The sequence below is a fragment of the Actinoplanes lobatus genome (assembly GCF_014205215.1).
GTDB lineage: Bacteria > Actinomycetota > Actinomycetes > Mycobacteriales > Micromonosporaceae > Actinoplanes > Actinoplanes lobatus.
Genome location: NZ_JACHNC010000001.1, coordinates 1139782 through 1157000 on the forward strand (window position 1 = coordinate 1139782; position 17219 = coordinate 1157000).

The window sequence follows — 17219 nt, forward strand, 5'->3', positions numbered from 1 at the left end:
CACGACGGGCTTGTACCCATTACCGTGCGACCTAGCCAATCATGGTTGTCACAGCGTTCACGGTCGTTCACGGTCGTCTCATGGGAGGAACACACATGCGCCGCACCCCGGCGGGCCTGTCCGCACTGCTGCTCGTGCTGACCGCGGGCGGGTTGACCGGCTGCTCCGCGGAAGGCCCCGGCGACACCGTCTCCGACTTCCTGAGCGGCTGGTCCGGAGGCGACCTGAACAAGGTCGGCTTCGTCACCGCGGCCGGCGCCGAGGTTCCCGCGCCCGAGGTGCAGACCCAGATGCGCGACCTCTACGGCGACCTCCTGGACCAGAAGGTCACCGTGTCCGGCACCGGCGACGTCAAGACCACCGGCGACGACGCCACCGCGCCGGTCACCGTCAAGTGGGCGCTGCCCGGCGGCGTCGAGTGGAGCTACCCGAGCACCGTCCGGCTCACCAAGGCCAAGAGCGACGGCTGGCAGGTCGTCTGGGAGCCGGCCATGGTCCAGTCCGAGCTCAGCCCCGGCGACAAGCTCCGGCTCCGGCGGGTCGCCCCGGAACGCGCCGCCATCGTCGACGCGAACGGCAAGGCGCTCTTCGGGCCGCAGAAGGTGGTCGTCATCGGCGTCAGCCCGGAGAAGATCAAGGACCTCGCCCAGCTCCAGAAAGACCTGGCCGCGGCGTTCCGCAAGGTGGACGTCGACGTCGACCTCGGCACCCTGAGGACCCGCGTCGAACAGTCCGACCCGGGCGCCTTCATCGAACTCGTCACGCTGCGCCGGGCGGTCTACGACAAGATCCGGACGGACGTCCGGCCGCTGGCCGGCACCGTCTTCCGCGAGGAGACCCGGTCGCTCGCGCCCACCCGGGAGTTCGCCCGCTCCCTGCTCGGCACCGTCGACCAGGCCACCGAGGAGGACATCGCCAACTCCGGCGGGGTGCTCGCGGTCGGTGACAACACCGGGCACGGCGGGCTCCAGGAGAAGTACGACACCACCCTGCGCGGCGTCTCCGGCCTCTCGGTGGTCATCGCCCGCGAGGCCGCCGACGGCGCCACCGAGGACACCAAGCTCTTCACCTCCGAGCCGGTCGCCGGCAAACCCGTGAAGATCACCCTGGACACCCGGGTGCAGAACGCCGCCGACCAGGCCCTCGCCGCCGAGAAACAGCCCAGCTCGCTGGTGGCGATCCGGGTCGGTGACGGCGCCGTGCTGGCCGCCGCCAACGGGCCCGACCCGGGCGGCGTCAACACCGCCTTCACCGGGCAGGTGCCGCCCGGCTCGACCTTCAAGATGATCTCCGCGTACGGGCTGCTCGCCCGCGACGCGATCACCGCCGACACCGCCGTCGACTGCCCGAAGACCCTCACCGTCGACGGCCGCGAGTTCAAGAACTCACACGACACCGCGCTCGGCAAGGTCCCGTTCCACGTCGATTTCGCGAAGTCCTGCAACACCGCCTTCGCCGCCCTCGCCCCGAAACTCGGCTCCGCCGGACTCCAGGAGGCGGCCGGCGTCCTCGGCCTCGGCGGAAAATGGGACCTCGGCGTCGACGCCTACACCGGCCAGGTCTCCGACGGCGGCACCGCCACCGAGCTGGCAGCGGCCGTTTTCGGTCAAGGCAGCACGGTGGTGAGCCCGCTCGCCATGGCCGCGGCCACCGCGGGCGTCGCCAAGGGACAGTTCCAGGCCCCCACCCTGGTCCTCGACCCGGCGCCCACCGCCACCCCCGCCCAGCAACTCGACCAGGAGGCCATCACCGCGCTCCGCTCGATGATGCGCGAAGTGGTCACGTCCGGCACGGGCACCGCCCTCCGCTCCGTCCCCGGCAAACCGGTCTACGGCAAGACCGGCACCGCCGAATTCCAGACCGGCTCCGCCGACACCCACTCCTGGTTCGTCGGCTACCAGGGCGACATCGCCTTCGCCGTCATGGTCCAGAAGGGCGGCGCCGGCTCCGAGGCCGCCGTCCCGGCCGTAAAACGCTTCCTCACCGCATTGAACTGACCTATTTCGTACGGGGTGGACCGCACCCGCCAACGTGGACCGTCCCGTAGCACCCCGCGAGCATCTGCCCGGTCCAGGCCGTGACGCGCCCGCCGGGCCGATGCCTCCGGTCACCCCCACCCGAACCGATCCGGCCGGCTGCCAGTGCTGTCTCACCCCACCGAAACAGCACCCACAACCAGCCGGGAAGATCCAGCCGGCCGTGAGGGTCGTTCAGCGGGCCGGGCAGCGATCAGGCGGCGCCGGGTGGGAGACCGTCGAGAGGGTCCGGGCCCGCGGTCGGCGGGCCGAAGCCGCCGTCCACGGGCGGATCCGCCGGCGGGCGCGGGCGCAGCATGCCGGGACGGGTCGCGGGGATCGGCTCCGAGTCGAGCAGCGGAGCGGAACCGAGCAGCCGGGAGAGCAGGCGCACCTCGTTCGGCCCAGACCTGGTGTCCGGTTTGTCACGCGGCGGCACGGATTCCTGATCGGCCGGTTCGGACGTCGCCTCCGGCTCGGCCTCTTCCGGGTCTGAACCGTCCAGGTCGGCGTCGCCAGGATCGGCGCTCTCCGAATCGGCGCGGTCCCGGTCGGCATGATCCCGGTCGGCGTGGTCTGTATCGGTTCGGCTGGAGCTTTCCGGGTCTGATCGGTCCGGATCGGCTTCCACGCCGGGGTCGTCACCGGGTTCGCCCACCTGGTAGGAGACCTCAACGGCCTCGCTGTGCGTCGAGCCGTTCGATGCCGGGGATGAGCTGAATCGGTCATGGGCTGTCCGGGAGTCGTCCCCGATGCCGGCCGTGCGGCGGCCGTTGGCGCTCCGCGATGTGCCGAGGGCCGCCGCCAGGACGAACTCCGCGTCCACGGGCAGCGTGTTCTCCATCGGGCGAGCCGACGCGGACCCGCCCCGGCCGCTCTCCGTCGCGGCGTCACCGGAGGAGGACGGACCCACCTGTACCGGGATCGCGCCGCGCGCCGCGACACCCGCCCCGGCCCCGGCTGCGGGCTCGCCGAGCGGCACACCGGCGCCTGGGTCGACCGCCCCCGATCCGCCGGCGGGCGCAACCGGCCCGGACCCGGAATCGGGCGCAACCGGCCCGGACCCGGCTGAGACCGGCGCTTCACCGAGCGGGTTCCCACCAGCGGAATCGACCGCCCCCGCGCTGCCGGACGCGGCCCCGGACCCCGGCTCACCGGCTGATGCGCCGTCTGCGGGATCCGCCGTCTGCGCATCAGACGATTCGGCCCTGGCTGACGCCTCGCCGGCCGGCGCCCCGCCCGCGGCGGCTTCCGAACCCGGCCCGGCTCCGGGCGCGGACTCGGCGAGCGCGGTTCCACCAGCGGAGTCACCGGTCGTCGCCGAGCCGGGCCGCTCGCCGGCCGACGTGCGGGAAGGCTCAGTGGCCGACGTAGCGGTGTCGGCCGCCTCGAAGTCCGGTGCGGCGGGCGCGGCCGGGTCGCCGGCGGCCGCCTTGAGGTCCGGTGTGGCCGTGGTGGCCAGGTCGCGGCGGGCCGCGACCAGGTCCGGGCGCGGGGTCGTGGCCCGGACCGGGGACAACCCGCTCGCCACGGCGGACGTGATCTCGGCGGCGTACCGGCCGTCCGGGTCGTAGTCCGGGTCGAAGACGGTGATCTCGACGCCCAGGCAGTGCGGGGACTCGACCAGGCCGGCCAGCAGCAACTCCAGCTCGGGGAAGGCGATGCCGCCCGGGTCGGGGGCGTCGACGGCGGGCATGACGGCCGGGTCGAGGACGTCGACGTCCACGTGCACCCAGTAGCCGGCGCAGTCGACGAGCTGGTCGCGGGCCCACTGGGCGCTGCGGGCGGCGCCCTCGGCACGCAGCGCGGGGACCGGCCGCGTCACGATGCCGGCGGCCTGGAGGTCGAGGCGGTACTCGTCCTGGGCGCGGATGCCGAGGACGACCACGTCGATGTCGCGGAAGTACGGCCGGCGGGACTCGATGGCCGCGAGGTTCGCCTGGCCGCGGCCGGTGACGAGGGCGAGGTCCTCACCGGCGGCGGCGCCCACGTACGACGCGTTGCCGGGGTGCCGGAAGTCGGAGTGACCGTCCACGAACACCAGCCCGATGCGGCCGCCGACCGCGTCGCCGAGCCGGTGCATGGCGATGCCCGATCCGATCAGGATGGAGCAGTCCCCGCCGAGGACGACCGGGAACTCGCCGCCGTCGATGATGGCGCCGATCCGGTCGGCGAGCGCCCGCGAGTATGCGGCGATCTCGGCGGCGTGGGCCACCCCGTCGCCGGGTCGCCAGTCGCCCGGGTCGTACCGCGGCGGGGTGAGGCAGCCCGCGTCGCGGGCGGCGAGGCGGGTGAGCAGGCCCTGATCGCGGAGGGCGCCGGGCGCTTTGGCGCAGCCCGGCACCGACGTCGCGGTCGGCGGGCGCAGGCCGAGATTGGACGGCGCGTCCAGAACGGCGATGCGGCGCACGACGCCCTCCTTCGTTCGACAACCGCGGGCTACGAGAACCGCAGCCTACGAGAACCGCGGGCTAGAAGAGCGCGCTGGCCAGCGCACGCCGCGCGCCGGCGACCGCGGGGTCCTCCGGGCCGGCCACGAGGAACAGCGACAGCAGGTGCTTGCGGACGGCCTCCCGGTCGTCGCCGGTGGTCCGCTTGATCAGGGCGATCAGGCGGGCGTACGCGTCCGGAGCCTGACCGCTGAGCACCTCGATGTCGGCGGCGAGCCGCTGGGCGGCCACGTCGTCGGGGTCGGCGGCGGCCTTGGCCAGCACGGACGACGGGTCGGCGCCGCTGATCCGCCGGTACAGCTCGACCTGGGCGAGGCCGGACTCGGCGGCCGCGTCGGCGGGCGACTCGGCCAGGATCTTCCGGTACGCCGCCTCGGCCTCGTCCAGGTCGCCGGTCATCAGGGCGTCGTCGGCCGCGTCGAGGCGCGGGTCCTCGGGGGTGGCCACCTCGACCCCGGCCGCCTTGAGGACGGCGTCGATGTATTGCCGGATCTGGGCCTCGGGCAGGACTCCGCTGAAGCCCTCCACCGGCTGCCCGCCGATCACCGCGGTCACCTGGGGGATGCCCTGCACCCGGAACACCTGCGCCAGGCGCGGGTTGAGATCCACATTGACCTTGCCGAGTATCCACGCACCGCCGTACTCAGCGGCCAGGCGCTCCAGCACCGGCGACAGCTTCTTGCACGGGTCGCACCAGTCGGCCCAGAAGTCCAGAAGCACCGGAGTGGTCAGTGACCGCTCCAGAACGGCCTGGAAGTCGGCCTCTGTGACATCGATGACCGTCTCCGGATTGACGCCGGGCACCGTGCCCGGCACGCCCGCGTCCGGGGTGGCCGCGGGGGCGGCGGGACTGCTGGGGGCGGCCGGTTTGGCCGGTGCCGCGGGGCGCAGCGCGCTGAGATCGACCGCGCCGCGGGTGAAGATCGACGGAGTGGTCCGTGGGTCGCTCATGGTTACCTAGTCTCGCACGCTGTCACGCCTGTTCGCGCCGCCACCAGCCCCTCGATATCGGACGTCACAACGACCCGGCCGGCCCGGGAGCCGGCCGGGTCCGGTGGTCAGAAGCGCGGCGGCTCCCGGTAGATCCCCCACTCCGATTTCAGCACGCCGCAGATCTCGCCGAGGGTGGCTTCGGCACGGACGGCGTCGAGCATCGCGGGGATCATGTTCTCCCCGGTACGGGCCAGCGCGACCATCCGTTCCAGAGCCGCTTTCACCCGTACCCCGTCGCGGTCGGTCTTGCGGGCGGAGAGCTCGCGCCGCTGCACCTGCTCGACCTCGTGGGAGACGCGCAGGATCTCCAGCTCCTTGGCCAGGGTGCTGTTGTGCGCGTTGACGCCGACCACCTTCTTGTCGCCCTTCTCCAGCGCCTGCTGGTAGGCGAACGCGGCCTCGGCGATGTGCGCGGTGAACCAGCCGTCCTCGATGCCCCGCAGGATGCCGGCGGTGATGCTGCCGTCGTGGCCGAGCTCGCGGATCCGGGTGAAGATCTCCTCCGCCTCGGCCTCGATCCGGTCGGTGAGCGCCTCCACGTACCACGATCCGCCGAGCGGGTCGGCCACATTGACCACCCCGGTCTCCTCCATGATCACCTGCTGGGTGCGCAGGGCGATCTCGGCGGACTCGTCGGTGGGCAGTGCGAGGGTCTCGTCGAGGGCGTTGGTGTGCAGCGAGTTGGTGCCGCCGAGGACCGCGGAGAGCGCCTCGATGGCGGTCCGGACCACGTTGTTGACCGGCTGCTGGGCGGTGAGCGAGACCCCGGCGGTCTGCGTGTGGAACTTGAGCCACAGCGCCTTCTCGCTGGTGGCGCCGTAGTCGTCGCGCAGGTGCCGGGCCCAGATCCGCCGGGCCGCGCGGAACTTGGCGATCTCCTCGAAGAAGTCCACGTGCGCGTCGAAGAAGAAGCTCAGCCCGGGCGCGAACTGGTTGACGTCGAGGCCGCGGGACAGTCCCAGTTCGACGTAGCCGAAGCCGTCGGCCAGCGTGTACGCCAGCTCCTGCGCGGCGGTCGAGCCGGCCTCCCGGATGTGGTAGCCGCTCACCGACAGCGGCTTGTACTTCGGGATCTCGGCGGCGCAGTACTCCATCAGGTCGCCGATCAGGCGCAGGTGCGGCTCCGGGGCGAAGAGCCACTCCTTCTGCGCGATGTACTCCTTGAAGATGTCGGTCTGGAGGGTGCCGTCGAGGTCGCGCAGGTTGACGCCCTGCCGTTCGGCGGCCACCAGGTACATGCAGAAGACCGGCACCGCCGGGCCGGAGATGGTCATGCTGGTGGTGACGTCCTGGAGCGGGATGCCCTCGAACAGCACCTCCATGTCGGCGGCCGAGTCGATCGCGACGCCGCAGTGCCCGACCTCGCCGAGCGACTCGGGCTCGTCGGAGTCGCGGCCCATCAGGGTGGGCATGTCGAACGCGACGCTGAGACCGCCGCCGCCGGCGGCCAGGATCATCTTGTAGCGCTCGTTGGTCTGCCGCGCGTTGCCGAACCCCGCGAACTGGCGGATGGTCCAGGTCCGTCCGCGGTATCCGGTCGGATAGAGACCCCGGGTGTACGGGAACTCGCCCGGCCATCCGATCCGCTCGAATCCGGGATGGGCGGCGCCTTCGGGGGGCCCGTAGACGGGGTCGACCGTCACGCCGGAGAGCGTGGTGAAGTCGGCGTCCCGCTTGCGGGCCGCATCGTAGCGTCGTTGCCAGCGTTCCCGGCCGGCATGGATCTCGGCAGCGTCCATGCGGCCATCGTAGAGCAGAACTGAACGATCATTAAGCCCCCGGAAGCCGGTGTTCGAAGATCCAGGCCTGCGGGTCGCCGTTGCGGTACAGCAGCCGCATGACCGCCGGCAGGGTGGCGTCCCGCAGCGCCGCGCGGACCGGGCCGAGCACCTTCGAGGAACTGCTGCGCCGGCCCTGGACGACCACCTTCTCCACCCGGGGGCGGCGGGCGGCCGCGTACGCCGCGAGGGCCGCCGGGACGTCCCGGTTCTCGCGCAGGCTGTGCCCGAGGACCACGGCGTCCTCCAGCGCCATCGACGCGCCCTGACCGGAGGACGGCGCGACGGCGTGTGCCGCGTCGCCGGTCAGGACGATCCGCTCGCCGTGCCAGACCGGCACCCGCCGCAGGTCCCGGGTGTTCCACGGCCCGAGGACCTCGCTGCTGGCCCGGATCAGATCAGCCGCCGGGTCGCCGGCGAACAACTCCAGCAGGTACGCCCGCCAGCTGTCCGGGGTGAACTCGCCGGGCTCGGCCGGCCGCCGGCGCGGCGGGTTGGCGAACCACCAGACGGAGCCGTCCGGGGCGGTCACCCAGCCGAAGAAGGCACGCCGGCCGAAGGACATCCGCATCACCCCGGGCGGCGGCGCGTCCCGGACCGGGCCGTCGGTGAAGCCACCGGTGTTGAGCAGGCCGAGATAGTGCGGCTGAGGAACCTTCGGATCGAGAACCTCCCTGGTACGCGAGTGCAGTCCATCCGCGCCGACCAGCAGGTCTCCCCGCGCCGTGCGGCCGTCGGCGAACTCGGCCACGGCGCCGGACACGCCGGTCAGCCGGGCGCCGTACTCGATCGGGATGCCGCGGGCGGCCACCTCGGCGCGCAGTGCCGAGTACAGATCGGAGCGACGGATCGTGGTGCTGACCGTCCCGTCCGCCAGCGGCCCACCGAGCGGGACCTCGGCGAGCAGCCGCCCGGAGGCGCCGTGCAGCGCGATCACCGGGGTGGCGAACCCGCGGGCCAGAACCGTCGCCGGGTCCAGGCCGAGGGCACGCAGGGCGGTCACCCCGTTGACCGCGAGGGTCACGAAGACGCCCCGCTCACCGGCGTCCCGCTCGGCGGCCTCGTAGATCACCGGGCGCCAGCCGGCGCGGTGCAGGGCGATGGCGGTGGCGGTGCCGGCGATGCCGCCACCGATCACGACAGCTTCTTTAGTCATTGGATAACTATTAATGAGATGACTAAGAATCGTCAAGTCCTAAGCTGGCCGCATGAAGCGGTCTCCCCTGGCGATGGTTCTGCTGGCCCTGCTCGTGGAGGCGCCGATGCACCCGTACCGGATGCAGCAGGTGATCAAGCAGCGCGGTCAGGACCAACTGGTCAACGTGGCGCAGCGGAACAGCGTCTACCAGACCCTCGACCGGCTGGTCCGGGAGGGACTGGCCCGCCCCGGCGGCACCAGCCGGGAGGCCGGGCGCCCGGAGCGGACCGTCTACGAGGTGACCGAGGAGGGCGCCGCCACGCTGCGCCGCTGGCTGCTGGAGATGCTGCCCGAGCCGGCCCGGGAGTTCCCGGAGTTCCCGGTGGCGCTCGCCTTCCTGCCGATCCTCAGCCCGGCCGAGACCCGGGAGCTGCTCGAACGGCGGCTCGAGACACTCACCGACCGGGTCGCGGCCATCGACGCGCAGGCGCCACCCGGCCTGCCCCGGCTCTTCCTGATCGAGGACGAGTACCGGGCGGCCGTGCTGCGGGCCGAGATCGCCTGGCTGCGCGGGGTCGTCGCCGACCTGGACGACGGCAGCCTGAGCTGGGACCGCGCGCTCATCGACGAGACGCTGGCCCGCTTCGGCTAGAGACCGGCGACCAGTTCGGCGGCGGCGGCGTGCGGGTCGATCTCACCGTCCACGACGCGTGCGGCGAGGAGCGGCAGGGCCGTGCCGCCGCTGAGATCGCCGATCCGGGCCCGCAGCGTGCCCAGCGCCAGCGCCGAGATCTCCGCCGACGCCCGGTGCTCCCGGCGCCTGCGCAGGTTGCCGGTGCTCTCCAGCCAGTCCCGGTGCTTGCCGATGGCGGCCACCACGTCGTCGATGCCCTCACCCTTGGCCGCGATCGCGCGCACCACCTGGGGCCGCCACTCGTCCGGGCCGCGCCCGCCGAGCGCGAGCATCCCCTGGATGTCGCGGTAGGTGGCGTCGGCGCCGGGCCGGTCCGCCTTGTTGATCACGAAGACGTCGGCGATCTCCAGCACCCCGGCCTTGACCGCCTGGATGGCGTCGCCCATCCCCGGCGCGAGCAGCACGAGCGTGGTGTCGGCGAGGGAGGCGATCTCCACCTCGGCCTGGCCCACGCCGACCGTCTCGACCAGGATCACGTCGCAGCCGGCGCCCTCCAGCACCCGGACCGCCTGCGGGGTGGCCGCGGAGAGCCCACCCAGCTGGCCGCGGCTGGACATCGAGCGGATGTAGACGCCGGAGTCGGCGGTGTGGTCCTGCATGCGGATCCGGTCGCCGAGGATCGCCCCGCCGGTGAACGGGCTGGACGGGTCGACGGCCAGCACCCCGACCCGGTTCCCCGTCTCGCGGAGGGCCCGGACCAGCTCGTTCGTCGTGGTCGACTTGCCCACGCCGGGCGCGCCGGTCAGGCCGACGACCTGGGCCCGGCCGGCGAACGGGGCCATCGCGGCGGCCACCTCGGGCAGCGCGGGATCGCCGTTCTCCACCAGGCTGATCAGCCGGGCCACGGACCGCGCGTCGCCCTCCCGGGCCTTGGCGACGAGGGAGGGCACATCACGGGTCCGCCTCGACGTCACGCCGCCGGCACCTTGATGATCAGCGCGTCGCCCTGGCCACCGCCGCCGCACAGCGCGGCCGCGCCCAGCCCGCCGCCGCGGCGCCGCAGCTCCAGGGCGAGGGTGAGCACCAGCCGGGCTCCGGACATCCCGATCGGGTGCCCGAGCGCGATGGCGCCACCGTTCACGTTGACGATCTCCTCATCCACCTTCAGCTCGCGGGCCGACTGGATGGCCACCTGAGCGAACGCCTCGTTGATCTCGATCAGGTCGAGATCGTCCACCTCGAGCCCGGCCTTGTCCAGCGCGTGCTTGATGGCGTTGGACGGCTGGGACTGGAGCGAGCTGTCCGGCCCGGCGACGTTCCCGTGCGACACGATCTCGGCGATCCAGGTGAGGCCCAGCTCCTCGGCCTTCGCCCGGCTCATCACGATCAGCGCGGCCGCGCCGTCGGAGATCGGCGAGGAGCTGGCCGCGGTGATGGTGCCGTCCGGGGTGAAGGCCGGGCGGAGGGCGGACAGCGACTCGGCGGTGGCGCCGGGGCGGACACCCTCGTCGGTGTCGATCACCTGACCGGCGTCCCGGCCGCCGGCCGGGACCGCGGCGATCTCCTCGGCGAACCGGCCGTCGTGCTGGGCCGCGGCGGCCCGCTGGTGGCTGCGGGCGGCGAACGCGTCCTGCTGCTCGCGGGTGATGCCCAGCCGGGCGCCGCTCGCCTCGGTGGACTCGCCCATCGAGATGCCGGCCCACGGGTCCATCAGGCCGTCGATCGCGGTGTGGTCACGCACCAGCACGTCACCGAACTTACGGCCCTGGCGCTGATCGGCCAGCAGATGCGGCGCATTGGTCATGGACTCCATGCCGCCGGCCACCACCACGTCGAACTCGCCGGCCCGGATCAGCTGGTCGGCCAGCGCCACCGCGTCGATGCCGGAGAGGCAGACCTTGTTGACCGTCAGGGCGGGCGTGGTCATCGGGATGCCGGCCGCCACCGCGGCCTGCCGGGCCGGGATCTGGCCGCAGCCGGCCTGGAGCACCTGACCCATGATCACGTACTGGACCCGCTCGGGGTCGACGCCGCCGCGGCTCAGCGCCGCCGCGATCGCGTGACCGCCCAGCGCGGTGGCGGGGAGGTGCTTGAGGTTGCCCAGCAGGCGCCCCATCGGGGTCCGGGCGCCACTGACGATGACGGAGCTGGTCATGGTCACGATCCGATCTACGACCGGGTGATGGGGGCGACACCCGGGGTGGCCTTAACGATGGGTCAGGTCAGAGACTAACCGCATGACAGACGACACACCGAGCGCTGGACGGGACGGGAATGTCACATTCCCCGGACTGCTCCGCATCGATCACGTCGGGATAGCGGTGCCCGACCTGGACGAGGCGATCGCCTTCTACACGGCGAACTTCGGGCTCCGCTGCGTGCACGAGGAGACCAACGAGGAACAGGGCGTACGGGAGGCGATGCTCGCGGTCGGCGACGGCGACGGCCCACGGCTGCAACTGCTGGCCCCGGCCCGGCCGGACTCGGCGATCGCGCGGTTCCTCGACCGCAGCGGTCCCGGCCTGCAACAGCTGGCGTACACGGTGGCCGACGTGGAGGCGACCGCCGCGGCCCTGCGGTCCCGCGGTTTGCGCCTTCTGTACGACGCCCCCAAACGCGGCACCGCCGGATCCCGGATCAACTTCGTCCACCCGAAGGACGCCGGTGGCGTGCTGGTCGAGTTGGTCGAGCCCGCCGGAGGGGGTACCCCGGTCGGGTGAATCGACCTGACGCGGCCCCGGTCTCCTGGCAGGATCGGGGCCATTGAGCAGGGCCGACGACATCGGCGGCAGGATCGGGATCACCCGAAGCCCCGACTGTCCAGGTGGCGGCGGGACGACACCGGACCGACCGGTGGGCCGGGGCCGTCACCCGAACGGTCCGGGGCCGCGCCACGCTCCAGGTCGAAGCTGATCTACTATGCGGTTCGGATGCCCCCTCGGCTCTTGCATGTCCGCCCCCTTCTCGCCAGGATGGCGCAATGCCCCAGCAGCAGGATCAGAACCTGGCCTTCTTCGAGACCGCGAATTCGCAGCACGACTTCACGGTCGTCCTCCGCGGCTACGACCGTCACCAGGTCGACGGACACATCGGCCGGCTGCTCGCCGCGCTGAACCAGTCCGAGCAGGCCCGCGGCGAGGCCGAGCAACGGATGAACGACGCCCAGCGGCGTCTGCGCCAGGCCGAGCAGCGGCTGAACGCGCTCGAGCAGAAGCTGGCCGACAGCAACAAGCTGCTGGAGGAGAACAACCGGCCGACGCTCTCCGGACTGGGCACCCGGGTGGAGCAGATCCTGCGTCTCGCCGAGGAGCAGGCGAACGACCACCGGAACGAGGCGAAGCGGGAGTCCGAGGGCATTCTCTCCGCGGCCCGCCTCGAGGCCCGGGAGATCACCGACAAGGCCCGCGCCGAGGCCGCCGCCATGAAGGCGACCGCCGAGCGCGAGGCCGGCCAGGTGCGCACCCACGCCGAGCGGGAGGCCGCCGAGACCCGGGTGCAGGCCCGCCGCGAGGCCGACACGCTGCGGTCGGACGCCGACCGGGAGACCAAGCAACTCCGTACCGTCACCGCCCACGAGGTCGCCGAGCTCAAGTCGACCGTGGAGCGTGAGGTCGCGTCGCTGCGCGCCACCGCCGAGCGGGAGATCACCCAGGCCCGGGCCAAGACCGCCCGGGAGGCCGAGGAGAAGCGCGCCGAGGCCACCAAGCTGCTCACCGACGCCCGCGACAAGCGTGACAAGGACCTCCAGGCGCTGGCCCTGGAGATCGCCGAGCGCCGGGAGAAGGCGGAGCGCGAGGAGTCGGAGCGGCACGCCGCCCAGGTCGCCGCGACCCAGAAGATGGTGTCCGAGGCCGAGGAGCGGGCCCGTGCCGCCGAGGACCGCGCCAAGGAGATCGAGCAGCGCGCCGAGGCCCGCCGGATCGAGTCCGAGCGGTACTCCTCGGAGACCGTGGAGAAGGCGCGCGCCCTGGCGGAGAAGACCGTCACCGAGTCCCGCACCGAGGGCAACCGTCTGCTCAGCGATGCCCGTACCGAGGCGGAGCTGACCACCCAGGCGGCGCGCCGCGAGGTCGAGGACCTCACCCGTCAGAAGGACGCGGTCACCAACCAGCTCGGCCAGATGCTGTCCGGTCTCTCCGGCCTGGTTCCGGGGGTCGGCGGTGCCGGCGCTCCGGCGGCCGCCGCCGCCGCTGCCGTGGCCGCCGCCGCCGCGCCTGCTCAGCGGGCCGCTGAGCCGGAGGCCGAGGAGACCGAAGAGGCGGAGACCGGTGACGAGCCGGTGGCGGCCCAGACCAATTCCTGACCCGGCTCTCAGTTTCCTCCGCTTGCGGAGCGGTCCCGGATACGCGACCGTGAACCCGTCGGGCGGCACATGACGAAATCAGGCCGTACCGGAGTTTCTCCGGTACGGCCTGACTCGTTTCGCGCTTGCCTGGGTTTGCAGACCGAGGTCAGACAAATCGCAACTACACGCATGGTCTCTTCCAACCCGGTGTGTATCGACACGCCACGGGACGATGCGTATGTGAGGATGGACAGCATGTCGCACGGCGGTGAAATCTTCGGTCTCGGCGGAGAGGCGGCCACCGAGCCCAGCTTCGAAACGGCCCTCCGGGGCTATGAGAAGAAGCAGGTCGAGCGATACGTCACCCGGGCGGAGAACGAGATAGCCGCCCTCCTCAACGACCGCGAGCAGGCGTATTCGCAGATCCAGGCGCTGAGCGCGCAGATCAAGGGTCTGCAGGCGGAGCTCACCCAGGCCCGGCGCGAATCCGGGATCACCGGCGAGGTGTCGTTCCGGCACCTCGGCAAACGGGTGGAGCAGATCCTGCTCCTCGCCGAGGAGCAGGCCGAGGCGATCAAGGCGTCCGCCACCGACGACATCGCGAGCCGGCTCGCCGAGGCGGAGCGGATCCGGGCCGAGGCCGAGGCGCACGCCCACAACGGCATCCGGGACTTCGAGATCACCCTGGCCGCGCGCCGCGCCGAGGAGGAGAAGGCCGACACCGCGAAGCGGGTCGCCACCGACAAGGCGATCGCCGCCGCGCGGCAGGCCACGGAGCAGAAGCGCGTGGAAGCCGAGGCGACGCTGGGGCGGGCCCGCAACGAGGGCAAGCACATCACCGAGAAGGCCACTCAGGACGCCCAGCGGGCAAAGGCCGAAGTGGACGGCTACGTGCAGTCCACCCGGATGCAGGCCGAGCAGGAGCTCAAGGCGCTGCGGGAGAAGACGCAGCAGGAGATCATCGCGCAGCGCACCGAGGCGGAGCGGGAGCAGGCCGACCTCAAGGCGGCCGTGGAGCACGAGCTGGCGCTGCGCCGGCACTCGGTGATCGAGGAGCTGGGCCAGATGCGGGCCGGCGTCGAGAAGCAGTGCTCCGACCTGCGCAGCGAGGCCGACAAGTACGCCGAGGAGGTGCTGCGCCGCTCCGACGACCAGGCCACCGCCGTACGCAAGGAGATCGCCGGGCAGCAGGAGAAGATCGCGCAGGCCGGCCGTGATCTGGAGGCCGCTCTGGTCGAGACGTCCGGCGCCGAGAAGCGGCGGAACGCCGCGCAGGAGGCGGCGAAGGCGGCCGAGAAGGAGACCGAGCAGGTCGCGCTTCGCCTCGCCGAGGCGAAGCAGGAGCTGGAGGCCGAGCTGAACCGGGCGGCCGAGGCCAAACGCTCCGGCGAGGCCGCCGAGCGGCACGCCGCCGAGGTGCGCCGCCAGGTGCAGAAAGAGGCGAAACGGGTGGCCGAGCTGGCCGCCGCCGCGGTGCTGGCCGCCGCCGCCGAGCCCGAGGACGACGAGAAGCCCGCCGATCCCGCCGGTTCGGAGCCGCCCGCCAAGGTCACCGCCTCGGCGAAGGTGACCGTCCCGCAGGCGAGCCGGGTGCCGGCCGAGGCCGATTGACTACCGGTGGCAGGGGTGGCCCAGCGGCGATAGCCTCAGTTGATGTCCGCCGAGCCACCCGTGCCCGAGGAGACTCCGCCCGTCGAGGAGCAGCCGCCGCAGGTTGAGGAGCGGCCGCCCTTCGGCACGCCCGGTCCCCCGCTGAACCGGCGCAACCCCTTCCTGGTCGGCTTCCTCTTCGGGCTGGGCCTGATCCTGGCGTACACGCTCTTCCTCGGCGTACGCAATGCGGCCTCGATCCTGGTTCTGATCTTCATCGCGCTGTTCCTGGCGATCGGTCTGAACCCGGCGGTGACCCGGCTGCGCGGCTGGGGCCTGCCGCGCGGCGCGGCCGTGGCGGTCGTCGCGCTCAGCGTGGTGCTGCTGCTGGTCGGCGGCCTGGTGGCGTTGATTCCGCCGCTGGTCACCCAGACCACCGAGCTGATCAACAACGCACCCGAGGTGGTGGAGGGCCTGCGCCGCAGCCGGACGGTCAATGATCTGGTGCAGCGCTACGACATCGCGACCAAGGTGCAGGGCGCGGTGAACGCCGGGACGGTCGGCAACGCCCTGGGCGGGGTGGTCGGCGGTGCCCGGCTGCTGTTCGGCACGATCTTCAACATCCTGACCGTGCTGGTGCTGACGATCTACTTCATGGCCGCCTTCGACCGGATCAAGGCGACCGGTTACCGCCTCGTGCCGGCCAGCCGCCGGGAGCGGGTCGCGCTGCTCACCGACGAGATCCTCAGCAAGGTGGGCGCCTACATGGTCGGGGCGCTGGCGATCGCCGTACTGGCCGGGGTGTGCAGTTTCGGGCTGGCGCTCGCGCTCGGCCTGGCCTATCCGTTCGCGCTGGCCGTGGTGGTGGCGGTCTGCGACCTGATCCCGCAGATCGGCGCGACCATCGGCGCCGTCGTGGTCAGCCTGGTCGGCTTCGCCGAATCGGTGACCGCCGGCATCGTCTGCATCGCGTTCTTCATCGTCTACCAGCAGGTGGAGAACTATCTGATCTACCCGCGGGTGATGCGCCGGTCGGTCCGGGTGAGCGACGTCGCGGCGCTGGTGGCGGCCCTGGTCGGGGTGGGGCTCTTCGGCGTCGTCGGCGCCCTGGTCGCCATCCCGATGGTGGCCGCCATCCAGCTGATCATGCGCGAGGTGGCGATCCCTAGCCTTGAGGACCGTTGAAAGCGGCCACTGTCCGGTCGGCATAGGCGCTGGCGTCGCCGGTCTCCATCGGGCCGTCCCAGGTGGTGGGCAGCGGCGTGGGCACCTCTGGCGCGACCCGGCGGACGATCTCGTCGAGCACCTTCTCGGCGTCGCCGACCCACAGGTGCTTGGCGCCCGGCACCGGCACCACCTCGGCCTGCGGGATCGCGGCGAACCGCTCGGCCGCCTCGGCGGGGCGCAGGTAGTCGTCGAACTCGGGGATCAGCGCGGTCACCGGCTTGCCACCGGCCGCCCAGGCCTCCAGGTGCTCCGGCTTCGAGAAGCGCAGCGGCGGGGAGAGCAGGACCGCGCCGGCGATCGCCGGGTCCAGCCCGTACATCAGGGTCAGGTCGGTGCCGAAGGACCAGCCGACCAGCCAGATGTTCGGCAGGTCGGCGAACTCCGCGAACTCGATGGCGGCGGCCACGTCGTAGCGCTCGTCCACCGCCTGCGAGAACGTCCCGCCGCTGGTGCCCCGGACGCTGCTGGTGCCGCGGGTGTTGAAGCGCAGCACGGCGATCCCCGCCAGGGCGGGCAGCCGCCAGGCGGCCTTGCGGTAGACGTGACTGTCCATCATGCCGCCGTGGGTGGGCAGCGGGTGCAGGCAGACGAGGGTGGCCACCGGCTCGCGATCGAGCGGCCGGGCCAGCTCACCGACGAGGGTGACACCGTCCGCGGTGTGCAGCTCGATGTCCTCCCGGTGGGCCGGGAGGATCGAGTTGGCACGGATGTGGTTGCTCATACCGGGATCATCGCCCATGGCGGGGCGCGTTGCGCGATCGCTCCACCCCGGGGGCCCGGCGGTCACGGGCTCGCCAGCAGCCGCTGTGCCAGTGGCGGCGGTCGGTCAGGTCACCGCGGTCGTCCACCGGCCAGGCCACCACGTGCGCCACGCCGGGCCGGATCTCCTGGACGCACCCCGGGCATCGGTAGATCTTCACGGCCGCCGCACCGAACACGTTCCGCACCATGTAGTCACCGTCCTGCCACTGCTGGACGCGGTCCTCGGTGATGCCGGGACGGTCGGGCAGGTCCTCGTCCTTCATGGCGGACCGGGGGCGATTACGGCGGGGGCTCACAAGCTCAAGCGTACGTAGTGACTCACTGGTAACAATCACCCTAGACTCGCG

At 72.2% G+C, this 17219-nt stretch carries 13 protein-coding genes and 1 pseudogene; 6 read left to right on the forward strand and 8 right to left on the reverse strand.

Going from position 1 to position 17219, the window contains the following annotated elements:
• Positions 1-80 precede the first annotated feature (80 nt).
• Positions 81-1997 carry a penicillin-binding transpeptidase domain-containing protein gene (locus tag BJ964_RS04975; protein WP_229806571.1) on the forward strand — a complete coding sequence of 639 codons (1917 nt, stop codon included), beginning with the start codon at positions 81-83 and terminating at the stop codon, positions 1995-1997.
• A 1318-nt stretch (positions 1998-3315) separates the two neighbouring features.
• Here the strand turns inward: BJ964_RS04975 and BJ964_RS49015 are convergent.
• The 4 genes and pseudogenes from BJ964_RS49015 to BJ964_RS04995 all read right to left on the reverse strand — a co-directional run.
• A pseudogene (locus BJ964_RS49015) lies at positions 3316-4425 on the reverse strand (arginase family protein); the annotation flags it as partial.
• A 61-nt stretch (positions 4426-4486) separates the two neighbouring features.
• Positions 4487-5416: a tetratricopeptide repeat protein gene (locus tag BJ964_RS04985; protein WP_188119572.1), complete on the reverse strand. Its 930-nt coding sequence runs from the start codon at positions 5414-5416 to the stop codon at positions 4487-4489.
• Between the two features lie 107 nt (positions 5417-5523).
• On the reverse strand, positions 5524-7197 hold the full coding sequence (locus tag BJ964_RS04990) for an acyl-CoA mutase large subunit family protein (RefSeq protein WP_188119573.1): 1674 nt from the start codon (positions 7195-7197) through the stop codon (positions 5524-5526).
• 31 nt (positions 7198-7228) lie between these two features.
• Complete coding sequence (locus tag BJ964_RS04995; protein WP_188119574.1) at positions 7229-8392, reverse strand: FAD-dependent oxidoreductase; 1164 nt, start codon at positions 8390-8392, stop codon at positions 7229-7231.
• Between the two features lie 52 nt (positions 8393-8444).
• On the opposite strand from BJ964_RS04995, the gene BJ964_RS05000 reads away from it, so the two are divergent.
• On the forward strand, positions 8445-9026 hold the full coding sequence (locus tag BJ964_RS05000) for a PadR family transcriptional regulator (protein WP_188119575.1): 582 nt from the start codon (positions 8445-8447) through the stop codon (positions 9024-9026).
• On the opposite strand, the gene meaB is transcribed toward BJ964_RS05000, so the two are convergent.
• Together meaB and BJ964_RS05010 are read right to left on the reverse strand one after the other, a co-directional pair.
• Positions 9023-9982: a methylmalonyl Co-A mutase-associated GTPase MeaB gene (meaB, locus tag BJ964_RS05005; RefSeq protein WP_188119576.1), complete on the reverse strand. Its 960-nt coding sequence runs from the start codon at positions 9980-9982 to the stop codon at positions 9023-9025. The genes BJ964_RS05000 and meaB overlap by 4 nt on opposite strands.
• Positions 9979-11163: an acetyl-CoA C-acetyltransferase gene (locus BJ964_RS05010; RefSeq protein ID WP_188119577.1), complete on the reverse strand. Its 1185-nt coding sequence runs from the start codon at positions 11161-11163 to the stop codon at positions 9979-9981. The genes meaB and BJ964_RS05010 overlap by 4 nt, the downstream gene beginning before the upstream one ends.
• Before the next feature lie 82 nt (positions 11164-11245).
• Here BJ964_RS05010 and mce point away from each other — a divergent pair, with 82 nt between their 5' ends.
• The 4 genes from mce to BJ964_RS05030 all read left to right on the forward strand — a co-directional run bounded on the left by mce (position 11246) and on the right by BJ964_RS05030 (position 16068).
• Complete coding sequence (gene mce, locus BJ964_RS05015; protein ID WP_188119578.1) at positions 11246-11728, forward strand: methylmalonyl-CoA epimerase; 483 nt, start codon at positions 11246-11248, stop codon at positions 11726-11728.
• 260 nt (positions 11729-11988) lie between these two features.
• The gene (locus tag BJ964_RS05020) at positions 11989-13311 is read left to right on the forward strand and encodes a coiled-coil domain-containing protein (RefSeq protein ID WP_188119579.1); all 1323 of its coding nucleotides are present in this window, start codon (positions 11989-11991) and stop codon (positions 13309-13311) included.
• Between the two features lie 237 nt (positions 13312-13548).
• Complete coding sequence (locus BJ964_RS05025; protein WP_188119580.1) at positions 13549-14904, forward strand: coiled-coil domain-containing protein; 1356 nt, start codon at positions 13549-13551, stop codon at positions 14902-14904.
• A 42-nt stretch (positions 14905-14946) separates the two neighbouring features.
• Positions 14947-16068: an AI-2E family transporter gene (locus tag BJ964_RS05030; RefSeq protein WP_188119581.1), complete on the forward strand. Its 1122-nt coding sequence runs from the start codon at positions 14947-14949 to the stop codon at positions 16066-16068.
• Here the strand turns inward: BJ964_RS05030 and BJ964_RS05035 are convergent.
• Both BJ964_RS05035 and BJ964_RS05040 read right to left on the reverse strand, forming a co-directional pair.
• Complete coding sequence (locus tag BJ964_RS05035) at positions 16049-16831, reverse strand: alpha/beta hydrolase (protein ID WP_188119582.1); 783 nt, start codon at positions 16829-16831, stop codon at positions 16049-16051. The genes BJ964_RS05030 and BJ964_RS05035 overlap by 20 nt on opposite strands.
• Positions 16832-16838: 7 nt before the next feature.
• Positions 16839-17135, reverse strand: coding sequence for a hypothetical protein (locus tag BJ964_RS05040; RefSeq protein WP_188119583.1), 297 nt, complete (start codon positions 17133-17135; stop codon positions 16839-16841).
• Positions 17136-17219: the final 84 nt, after the last annotated feature.